Consider the following 10,888-nt stretch of genomic DNA (forward strand, 5'->3'; position numbering starts at 1 on the left):
GAGATTACGACACCTCTCCGGGCATCAGCACATCCCGGCCCCGGAGTGGCTCGCGGCCGGACGGCCGGGCGCAGCGCACGCCCGGCCGTCGCAGGCCTGTCCGATCAAGGGTCCCGGCCCCGTCCGATCAGGAGATTCTGACCGGATTGACCAGATCGGCCACCAGCACCAGAAGGGTGAAGCAGATGAAGATCCCGGCGACCACATAGGCGACCGGCATGAGCTTGGCCACGTCGAACGGGCCGGGGTCGGGCTGCCGGAAGATCCGCGCGGCGTGCCGCCGGATGCCCTCCCACACCGCGCCCGCGATGTGGCCGCCGTCCAGCGGCAGCAGCGGCAGCATGTTGAAGAGGAACAGCGACAGGTTGAAGCCCGCGACCAGGAAGAGCATGGTCGCCACCCGCTGCTCCGGCGGGATGTCGAGGTTGAACACCTCGCCGCCGACCCGGGCCGCGCCGACCACACCCATCGGCGAGTCCGGCTCGCGCTCCCCGTCGCCGAAGGCCGCGTCCCACAGGGCGGGCACCTTCTGCGGGAGGTCGATCAGCGACTGGACGCCGGTGGTGATCATGTCGCCCATGCGGTCCACCGACTGCCCGAACGACTGCTGGACGACGCCGGTGGCCGGGCTGAAGCCCAGGAAGCCCGCCGTGACGTACTCGCCGGGGACCGCGCGGCCGTTGCCGTCGTTCTTGGCGACCTGGTTCTTGACCAGGCTCGCGTGCAGGGTCCGGGTGGCGCCGTCGCGCTCGACGGTGAGCGTGGCGGGGCCGACGGTGTCCCGGATGTGGCCCTGCAGGCTGCTCCAGTCGGCGACCCGGTCGCCGTTGAACGCCACGATCCGGTCGCCCGGCTCCAGACCGGCCGCCTTGGCCGGCGAGGCCGGGTCGCCGTCGGCGCACTTGTCCCGCTTCTCGCTCTGCGAGATCACACAGTCGGAGACGGTGCTCACCGTGGTGGTCTGGGTGTTGATGCCGAAGCCCATCAGCACCGACAGGAAGATCGCCACGGCCAGGACCAGGTTCATGAAGGGCCCGGCGAACATCACGATCACGCGCTTCCACGGCTTGCGCGTGTAGAAGAGGCGCTTCTCGTCGCCCGGCTGGAGCTCCTCGAAGGCGGCCGAACGGGCGTCCTCGATCATGCCGCGCCACGGCGAGGTGGAGCGTGCGGTGACCTTGCCGTCGTCGCCGGGCGGGAACATCCCGATCATGCGGATGTAGCCGCCGAGCGGGATGGCCTTGACGCCGTACTCGGTCTCGCCCTTGTGCCGGGACCAGATGGTGGGGCCGAAGCCGACCATGTACTGCGGAACCCGGATGCCGAAGAGCTTGGCGGTGGAGAGGTGGCCCAGTTCGTGCCAGGCGATGGAGAAGAGCAGGCCCACCACGAAGACGACTATGCCGAGAACCGTCATCAGTGTCGTCATCCGCGAGCCTCCGCTGCTGCCTTCGCCGCCAGTTCCCGCGCGCGGGCGCGCGCCCAGGTCTCCGCCTCGAGGACGTCCGCGACGGTCAGATCCGTTCCCCGCGGCGTGCCGTGTTCGGCGACCACGTCGGCGACGGTATCCACAATTCCGTTGAACGGCAGCTTTCCGGCCAAGAAAGCGTCGACGCACTCCTCGTTGGCCGCGTTGAACACGGCGGGGGCGGTGCCGCCGAGACCGCCGACGTGCCGGGCGAGGCCGACGGAGGGGAAGGCGTCCTCGTCGAGCGGGAAGAACTCCCAGGTCGACGCCTTGGTCCAGTCGACGCCGGGAGCGGCGTCCGGCACCCGGTCGGGCCAGCCGAGGCCCAGGGCGATCGGCATCCGCATGTCGGGCGGGCTCGCCTGGAGCAGGGTGGAGCCGTCGACGAACTCCACCATCGAGTGAACGTAGGACTGCGGGTGCACCACGACCTCGATGCGGTCGAAGGGCACGTCGTAGAGCAGGTGCGCCTCGATGACCTCCAGTCCCTTGTTGACCAGGGACGCGGAGTTGATGGTGATCACCGGGCCCATGTCCCAGGTGGGGTGGGCGAGGGCCTGCTCGGGCGTCACCGTCGCGAGCTGCTCCCGGGTCCGGCCGCGGAACGGGCCGCCGGAGGCGGTGACGACGAGCTTGCGGACCTCGGAGCGGGCGCCGCCCATCAGGGCCTGGAAGAGCGCGGAGTGCTCGGAGTCGACCGGCACGATCTGGCCGGGCTTGGCAATGGCCTTCACCAGCGGGCCGCCGACGATCAGCGACTCCTTGTTGGCCAGGATCAGCACCCGGCCCGCCTCGAGGGCGGCGAGGGTGGGGGCGAGACCGATGGAGCCGGTGATGCCGTTGAGGACGGAGTGGCAGTCGGTGGCGGCCAGCTCGGTGGCGGCGTCGGGGCCGGCCAGGACCGCGGGCAGCGGCTCGCTGCCGTACTGCGCGGCGAGCGCCTCGCGCAGGGCGGGGACGACGTCCTCCCGGGCGACGGCGACGGTGCGGACTCTCAGCCGGTACGCCTGCTCGGCCAGCAGGGCCACCCGGCCGCCCGCGGCGGAGAGACCGGTGACACGGAAGCGGTCGGGGTTGCGCAGCACCACGTCGATGGCCTGGGTGCCGATGGAGCCGGTGGAGCCGAGGATCACGATGTCCCGCAGTCCGCCGGAGGCGGCGGTGGCCGCCGGGAAGCGGTCGTGCGGGTGGGCGAGGGAGTCCGTCATCCCCCCATTGTGTCCGTACCGGGCGCCGCGCCGGACAGGGTGTCCCCCTGGGACGGTCCGGCGCGGCGCGCGGCGTCAGCGGATGGGGCGGTGGACGTTCTCCCGGGCGGACGGGCCGGGGGTGGCGTCGGCGATCCAGGGACCGTCGCCGGAGGGGTCGACGATGCCGTCCTCCAGCCAGGTGTAGGCGTCGCCGAGGACGCCCTTGACCACCTTGCGGTCGAGGTCGTCGGTGTTGCTCCAGAGCCGGCCGAAGAGCTCCTCGACCCGGATCCGGGACTGCCGGCAGAAGGCGTCCGCCAGCTGGTAGGCCTCCCGGCCGTGGTCCTCGGTCGCCCGCAGCAGCTCGGCCCGGACGCAGGCCGCGCTCATCGCGAAGAGTTCCGCGCCGATGTCGACGATCCGGCCGAGGAAGCCCTGCTTGGTCTCCATCTTCCCCTGCCAGCGGGACATGGCGTAGAAGGTGGAGCGGGCGAGCTTGCGGGCGGAGCGCTCGACGTAACGGAGGTGCACGGACAGGTCGGGGTGCCCGGCCGGGTGGAACTCCGCGTAGGTGCGGGGCAGCTGGCCGGGGCCCGCGACGAGCTTCGGCAGCCAGCGGGCGTAGAACCCGCCCGCCTTGGCGCCCGCCCGGGCCTTGTCCGTCAGCGACTTGTCGGGGTCGATCAGGTCCCCGGCGACCGACAGGTGGGCGTCGACGGCCTCGCGGGCGATCAGCAGGTGCATGATCTCCGTGGAGCCCTCGAAGATGCGGTTGATCCGCAGGTCCCGGAGCATCTGCTCGGCGGGGACGGCGCGTTCGCCGCGGGCGGCGAGGGACGGGGCGGTCTCGAAGCCGCGGCCGCCGCGGATCTGCACCAGCTCGTCGGCCATCAGACAGGCCATCTCGGAGCCGTAGAGCTTGGCGAGGGCGGCTTCGATGCGGATGTCGTTGCGGTCCTCGTCGGCCATCTGTCCGGCGAGGTCGACCACGGCCTCCAGGGCGAAGGTGGTGGCCGCGATGAAGGAGATCTTGGAGCCGACGGCCTCGTGCCGGGCGATCGGCCGGCCCCACTGCTCGCGGACCGTGGACCACTCGCGGGCGATCTTCAGGCACCACTTGCCGGACCCCACGCACATCGCGGGCAGCGAGAGCCGTCCGGTGTTGAGGGTGGTCAGGGCGATCTTGAGGCCCGCGCCCTCGGCGCCGATGCGGTTCGCCGCGGGCACCCGGACCCGGTGGAACCGGGTGACGCCGTTCTCCAGGCCGCGCAGGCCCATGAAGGCGTTGCGGTTCTCCACGGTGATGCCCTCGGAGCCGGCCTCGACGACAAAGGCGGTGATCCCGCCGGAGTGCCCCTCGCTCTTCGGCACCCGCGCCATGACGACGAGCAGGTCCGCGACGACGCCGTTGGTGGTCCAGAGCTTGACGCCGTCGAGGATGTAGTCGTCGCCGTCCGGGACGGCGGTGGTGGCGAGCCGCGCCGGGTCGGACCCCACATCGGGCTCGGTGAGCAGGAACGCCGTGATGTCGGTGCGGGCGCAGCGGGGCAGGAAGGCGTCCTTCTGCTCCTGGGTGCCGAAGATCTTGAGCGGCTGCGGCACACCGATCGACTGGTGGGCGGAGAGCAGGGCGCCGATGGCCGGGCTGGCGGTGCCGACGAGGGCGAGCGCCTTGTTGTAGTACAGCTGGGACAGGCCCAGCCCGCCGTACTTCGTGTCGATCTTCATGCCGAGGGCGCCGAGCTCCTTGAGGCCGGCCACGACCTCGTCGGGGATCCGCGCCTCGCGCTCGATCCGGGCGCCGTCCACCCGGGTGTCGCAGAAGTCCCGGAGCTTGGCGAGGAACTCCTCGCCGCGCCGGACGTCCTCCACGGGTGGCGCCGGATGCGGATGGATGAGATCGAGCCGGAACCTGCCCAGGAACAGTTCCTTGGCGAAGCTCGGCTTGCGCCAGTCCTGCTCGCGAGCTGCCTCGGCGACCTGGCGTGCTTCACGCTCTGTGACGGTGGGCTTGGCGGATGTGGCGGTCATGGAAGGGTCACCTCACCGCGAGTCGGGACGGGGTCGGTCGAGCGACGGACTACCGATGGGTACTACTTGCCCGTAATACCCGATCCCGGCGGGTGGTGCCAGCCCTCGCGCGCGAACGGGTGGCGTTCCGGAGGCGGTTTCCGCCACTGGTGGGCAGCGGTGTGCGGGGCGCCTCGGGGCCCCTTCCGGCCCGGTCCGGACACGGCGGCGGCCGGGGGTACGCCGTGCGTACCCCCGGCCGCCGCCGGTCCTCGTCGGGAGGGTCAGAGATCGATGCCGGTGAGCACCATGACCCGCTCGTAGGTGTAGTCGTCCATGGCGTACCGCACGCCCTCGCGGCCCACGCCGGACTGCTTGACGCCGCCGTACGGCATCTGGTCCGCGCGGTAGGACGGGACGTCGCCGATGACGACGCCGCCGACCTCCAGGGCGCGGTGGGCCCGGAAGGCGGCCTGGAGGTCGTGGGTGAAGACCCCGGCCTGGAGGCCGAACTTGGAGTCGTTCACGGCCGCGAACGCCGCTTCCTCGCCGTCCGCCCTGTGCAGGGTCAGGACCGGGCCGAAGACCTCCTCGCAGGCGATCGTGGCATCGGCCGGGACGTCGGCGAGCACGGTCGGGGCGTAGGAGGCGCCGTCCCGCTTGCCGCCGGCCAGCAGCCGGGCGCCGCCGTTCACGGCCTCGTCGACCCAGGACTCGACGCGCTTGGCGGCGTCCTCGCTGACCAGCGGGCCGACGTCGGTGGCCGGGTCCGACGGGTCGCCGGTGACCTGGGCCTCGACGGCGGCGACGACCTTGGGCACCAGCCGGTCGTAGACGGAGGCGTCCGCGATGACCCGCTGCACCGAGATGCAGGACTGGCCGCCCTGGTAGTTGGAGAAGGTCGCGATCCGAGTGGCGGCCCAGTCCAGGTCGGCCTCGGAGGAGAAGTCCGGCAGGACGACGGCGGCGCCGTTGCCGCCGAGCTCCAGGGTGCAGTGCTTGCGCGGCACCGACTCCATGATCGCGAAACCGACGGTGTCGGAGCCGGTGAAGGAGATGACCGGCAGCCGCTCGTCCTGGACGAGCGCCGGCATCCGGTCGTTGGGGACCGGGAGCACGCTCCAGGCGCCGGCGGGCAGCTCGGTCTCGGCGAGCAGTTCGCCGAGGATCAGCCCGGACAGCGGGGTCGCCGGGGCGGGCTTGAGGATGATCGGCGCACCGACGGCGATCGCCGGGGCGATCTTGTGGGCGCAGAGGTTGAGCGGGAAGTTGAACGGGGCGATGCCGAGCACCGTGCCGCGCGGGAAGCGACGGGTGAAGGCGAGCCGGCCGACGCCACCGGCGTCGGTGTCGAGGCGCTGCGCCTCGCCGCCGTTGAAGCGGCGGGCCTCCTCGGCCGCGAAGCGGAACACCGAGACGGCACGGCCGACCTCGCCGCGCGCCCACTTGACGGGCTTTCCGTTCTCGGCGGAGATCAGCCGGGCGATCTCCTCGGTGCGCTCGACGAGGCGACGCGAGACGTGGTCGAGGGCGGCGGCCCGGACGTGCGCGGGCGTCGCGGCGAACTCGGCCCGCACGGCGTCCGCGGCGGCCACGGCCTCCTCGACCTGGGCCTCGGTGGGGACGCTCACCGTGCCGACGAGACTGCCGTCCCAGGGGGAGGTGACGTCGAACGTGTCGTCGCCGGCAGCCTCGCGGCCGGCGAGCCAGAACGCGTGGTGTGTGGTCACAGCGGATCCCGGCCCTTCCGAAGTGGTGGGGAGGTGCTCTTGGTGCCTCCACCGTAGGGGTCGGCGCGTCGAATGACGTTTGTCCGGCATGGAGTGGTAACGGGGTGCGCTCTCGCCGGTTTGGCACCCCTGCCGGAACCCTTCGGTCCGTGGGCGAGGCGGCGGGGCCGGGTCACGGGGACCCGCGTCGCCCGCACGGCGGGCCGGGGGCGCGTTCCGGCCGGTCCGGAGCCTCAGGTCCCTCCCGCACAGGGCCGAGGGAGCCGAGGCCGTGTGGCGCCACCGCGCCTCCCGCCCACTCCGCGCCGAGGCCCTGTCCGGGGCGGGCTAGGGCCCCGGGGCCGTAGTCGCCTTCAGCGCGAGCCAGAGCTCCATCCGCACGTCCGGATCGTCGAGCGAGCGTCCGAGGATCTCCTCGACGCGGCGCATGCGGTAGCGGAGGGTGTGGCGGTGGACGCCGAGGTCCGCGGCGGCGGCGTCCCACTGGCCGTGCCGGGAGAGCCAGGCCCGCAGCGAGGCGACCAGGTCGCCGCGGCCGGTGGCGTCGTGCTCGCGGAGGGCCCGGAGCATGCCGTCGGCGAAGGCGCGCACCGCGTCGTCGGCGAGCAGCGGCAGCACGGAACCGGCCGCGACCTGCTCGTGTTCCACCAGGGCGCGGCCCCGGCGGCGGGCCACCGAGAGGGCCTGCTCGGCCTCCCGGTAGGCGGAGGCGCAGGCGGTCGGGCCGGCCGGGGCGGACAGGCCGATGGCGATCTCGTCGCCCTCGGCGGCGGCCCGCTCGTGCGGCCGGGTCGCCGTGCCCCGCCGGGTCTCCAGGGCCTCGGCGTACTGGCCGCAGGCGGCGACGGCGGCGCCGCCGTCGGGGGCGAGCACCACCAGCCGCGCCCCGTCGGGGACCACGAGGACGGCCTCCGCGCTGCGGGCGGCCGCCGACTCCAGGGCGTCGGCGAGGGTGGCGAGGGCGTCGGGGGCGCTGTCGTTCTCCGCCCCGGGCCCGTCCGCCGCCCCGGCGACGGCCTCGGCGACGAGCACCCGGAACGGCGCGTCGAGCAGCCCGCCGTACAGCGGTCCGGCCACGGTCCGGGCGTGGTCGGGCTCCCCGGCCAGCAGCATCCGCAGGACGGCGGCGCCGAGCCGCTGTTCGGCCTCGTGCAGGGCGCGCGAGCGTTCGGTGACGAGGGTCAGCAGGGCCACCGCGGAGTGCACGGCGTAGCGTTCGGCGGTGCCGAGCGGGGCGCCGGTGCCGACCGCGAGCACCGCGCGGGCGCGGCGGCCGGTGCCCAGCGACTGGAGCTCGACCCGGTCCTCACCGGCGTCGGCGGCGCCGACCACGGCGCTCGCCGGGGCGGGCCGCTCGCGCAGCCGCTCGACGTCGGCGGTGAGCCGGGCGGCCCGGCGGGAGGCCCACTCCGGTGCGGCGGCCACCACTGTGCCGGAAGCGTCGTAGAGGGCGGCCCAGCCGTCGAGGTGGGCGGCGAGCCGGGCGAGCAGGGCGGTGGAGCCCTCCGCGCCGAGCGCCGCCCGGGTCAGCTCGCGCTGGACCTCGAAGCCCGCCGTGACGGCCCGGTACTGGTCGGCGGCGATGGCGGCGGAGACGGCCTTGCTGATCGCTATGAAGGGGGTGCGGCGGGGCACCTCCAGCAGGGGCAGGCCGGACTCCTCCGCCGCCGCGACGAGGGCCTGGGGTATGGCGTCGTAGTTGACGCCGACGGCGAAGCCGAGCCCGACCACGCCCGCCTCGCCGAGCCGGCGGACGTAGCGGCGCATCGCCTCGTCGTCCTCGGCGTCGAGCTTCATGGCCGTGGTGAGCAGCAGCTCGCCGCCGTCCATGTAGGGCACCGGGTCGGCGAGTTCGCTGACGTGCGCCCAGCGCACCGCGGTCTCCAGACGGTCCCCACCGGCGCGTACGCCCAGCTTGAGCGCGGAGTGGTGGACGAGGGAGGCGAGCGTGGGAGGCATGGCACCTTCAGGCGATCAATTGTGCCGTCCCGTACGAACGGCTCAGTTCGATTCTGCCTCAGCGGACGAATCCCCGGCACCGGTCATTCCCGCAGGTCCACCAGGAGCGGCGGGGCGTGGTCACCGCGGACGGTGGTGAGCGAGAGGACGGCGTGCCCGGCGGGCACCGCGTGCGCCAGCTCGGAGGCGGACCAGCGCTCCCGCTCCACCGTCCGCACGGTCACCGACTCGGCCGTCACCGCCCGGCCGGTGACCAGCCGGCGCACCGTGTGCACCACCCGGGTCAGCGGCTCGTCCGCGATGATCTGCCGGTTGGTGACGTCCCGGGTCTCCACCCACTCCTTGCCCCAGACCTCGGCGAACCGCGCGCCGTCCCAGGTCGTCACTCCGGCGAAGGCCATCCGGCAGCCCACCGCCCCCAGGGTGGCGGTGCGCAGCGGCTCGGGCACGTCCTCCAGGGTCCGCAGGGTGAGCACGGCTCCGGCGTTGGCCGAACGCAGGCGCTGGATGCCGCGGAGGGAGTCCGCGGTCACGGTCTGCGTCGCGTCGTCGAGGACGAGACAGGCGAAGAGCGAACGGTCGGCGCGGCCGGTGGCGCACTCGGTGAACTGGGCGAGCACCAGCCGGGTCAGCAGCCGGGAGGCGTCGGTGTGGCCGCGCTCGGGCAGGTCGATGCGGACCCGCAGCGGGTGTTCCAGGGCGCGCAGCGAGAACGGCCGGGTCTTCCCCGCGGTGTCGAAGAAGTCCGCGAAGGCCGGCCGGTCGAGCAGCGCGAGCCGGTCCGCGAGCAGCGCGGCCACGTCCCCGGCCCGGCCCGACTGCCGCTCCCGCGCGTCGAGTTCGCGCAGCAGCGCGGCCTGCCCCGAGCCCTCCAGGGACGAGCGCAGCGCGCCCAGCGCGGCGGATCCCCCGTCGAGCAGCTCCCGCAGCTCGGGAACGGACGGGAAGCGGCCGTGGACCGCGCGGTACGGGCCGAGGAGCTGGGCGAGGGCGGTGGCCGCCCGCCGGGTGTCGGCGACCGGGTCCGTGACGACCAGATCGCCGATCAGCGCCTCGGCGAGCACCCCGGCGGCCTCGTCGGGGTCCGTGGTGCCGCCGTAGAGGTCGAGGTCGTACTCCGACTCGGGGCGCCCGATCCGGATCACCACGTCGAAGGCGTCGTCGGGGGCGAGCGGCGCCCCCGCCGCGCCCACGGAGACGACGGCGGCCTGGCCCGCGAGCGCCTGCAGGCACAGCGACTCCAGCACCGGCCGCACCACCCGGCCGGTCTTCCCGGCCCCGGCCGGCCCGACGGCCAGCAGGGACGTGCCGAGCAGCGCGGGCCCGAGGGCGAACCCGGTCCCCCGGTAGGCGTACGGGTTCCGCCGGTCCTCGGCCGTCGTGCCGAGCCGCACCTGACGCGTCAGCAGGTCGTGCCGTGCGGTACGGACCGTCAGATCCCGTGCGCCGGACGGGTGGGCGCACGCGGCGGCGCCCTCGCGGCGCACGGTCTCGGTGAACGCCGCCAGCCGCTCCGGACGGCTCCGGACGGACTGCCAGGCCCGGTCGATCCGGGCCTGGTCGACGTCGGTCATACGCCCGGCCCGGGCCTCCTCGGCGAGCCGGTCGGCGACGTCGGGGGCGCCGGCCTCGCGCAGCGCGGGCCAGGCCGCGGGATCGGCGTGCGGCTCGGCGGGCGGCTGGGCGGACGTGTCGTCCCAGACCCGCCGCAGCGCACCGGCCCCGTACCGCCGCAAGACCTCCGCCCACCGGCCGAGCCGGCCGAAGACCACCACCAGGAGCAGCGCGAAGAGGCCGTAGTAGAGGTAGGTGGCCCAGACGAACGCCAGCTGGGCGCCGCCGGCCTCCCGCCAGGAGTCGGGCGTGAGCAGGAACAGCGGCCAGAGCCAGTAGCTGCCGAGATAGCCGTTCCAGCACAGCGACCACAGCAGCCAGCCGCAGAGGAAGGCGATCAGCGCCCCGCTGATCAGCTGACGGCCCGGGATCCGGTCCGGCTCCTCGGGCGGCCGGGGCCGGTGCCCGAACGCCCAGATGCCGGGCTCGGCCTCGGCCCGGGGGGCGCGCAGCCAGTCCACGAACGCCTGACCGCCCGGCCCCGCCGACGGCGGCGCCGCGGGCCGCGGCGGCACCGCCTGCCGCGGCACGTGCCCCGACCGCGTACCGCGCAACCCCTGCGTCCCCTCGGTCTCCATCTGCTGCCCTCGTCCCCTCACCGGCCAGGCTGTCAGCGCCTCAATCTAGTGCCCCGGCCTGGGGAGTTCACGGCCCCACAGCACACCCGCACAGGCCACCGGCAACGGACACCGAACACGGTCGCAGTACAAGGTGCACACAGGAGCACAGACCCACAAGGCAGGCTGAACGAAGAGGTCCGATGCCACAGGGCCGGGTGACACAGAAGCGCGGTGCCACAGGCGCCGGGCGAAAGCAAAGGCCCAGGGCAGCAGGACGAGGTGAACGTGACGGCCCGGTCCGGACATGACGGCAGCGGGGGCCGCAGGGCCGGGTGGACGCAAGGGGGTGGGGGCGCA

Annotated in this window: 6 protein-coding genes; all 6 read right to left on the reverse strand. The window is 73.9% G+C overall.

The window, feature by feature from the left end:
• Window positions 1-127 precede the first annotated feature (127 nt).
• Entirely contained in the window at window positions 128-1,429 is a 1,302-nt protein-coding gene (locus AC3EQ1_RS28705; RefSeq protein WP_432097242.1) for a M50 family metallopeptidase, read from the reverse strand.
• Entirely contained in the window at window positions 1,426-2,676 is a 1,251-nt protein-coding gene (dxr, locus tag AC3EQ1_RS28710) for a 1-deoxy-D-xylulose-5-phosphate reductoisomerase (protein ID WP_432097243.1), read from the reverse strand. The genes AC3EQ1_RS28705 and dxr overlap by 4 nt, the downstream gene beginning before the upstream one ends.
• Window positions 2,677-2,751: 75 nt before the next feature.
• Complete coding sequence (locus AC3EQ1_RS28715; RefSeq protein WP_432097244.1) at window positions 2,752-4,689, reverse strand: acyl-CoA dehydrogenase family protein; 1,938 nt, start codon at window positions 4,687-4,689, stop codon at window positions 2,752-2,754.
• 263 nt (window positions 4,690-4,952) lie between these two features.
• Window positions 4,953-6,398, reverse strand: coding sequence for an aldehyde dehydrogenase family protein (locus AC3EQ1_RS28720; protein ID WP_432097245.1), 1,446 nt, complete (start codon window positions 6,396-6,398; stop codon window positions 4,953-4,955).
• Between the two features lie 327 nt (window positions 6,399-6,725).
• Complete coding sequence (locus AC3EQ1_RS28725) at window positions 6,726-8,357, reverse strand: PucR family transcriptional regulator (RefSeq protein ID WP_432097246.1); 1,632 nt, start codon at window positions 8,355-8,357, stop codon at window positions 6,726-6,728.
• An 83-nt stretch (window positions 8,358-8,440) separates the two neighbouring features.
• Window positions 8,441-10,549, reverse strand: coding sequence for an ATP-binding protein (locus AC3EQ1_RS28730; protein ID WP_432097247.1), 2,109 nt, complete (start codon window positions 10,547-10,549; stop codon window positions 8,441-8,443).
• Window positions 10,550-10,888: the final 339 nt, after the last annotated feature.

It is taken from the genome of Streptomyces sp. bgisy100, from assembly GCF_057709105.1.

What these genes read in the sequence shown, in the direction of transcription:
- AC3EQ1_RS28730 (WP_432097247.1), bottom strand. Translation starts at nt 10,549, where the DNA reads ATGGAGACCGAGGGGACGCAGGGGTTGCGCGGTACGCGGTCGGGGCAC.
- AC3EQ1_RS28705 (WP_432097242.1), bottom strand. Translation starts at nt 1,429, where the DNA reads ATGACGACACTGATGACGGTTCTCGGCATAGTCGTCTTCGTGGTGGGC.
- dxr (WP_432097243.1), bottom strand. Translation starts at nt 2,676, where the DNA reads ATGACGGACTCCCTCGCCCACCCGCACGACCGCTTCCCGGCGGCCACC.
- AC3EQ1_RS28715 (WP_432097244.1), bottom strand. Translation starts at nt 4,689, where the DNA reads ATGACCGCCACATCCGCCAAGCCCACCGTCACAGAGCGTGAAGCACGC.
- AC3EQ1_RS28725 (WP_432097246.1), bottom strand. Translation starts at nt 8,357, where the DNA reads ATGCCTCCCACGCTCGCCTCCCTCGTCCACCACTCCGCGCTCAAGCTG.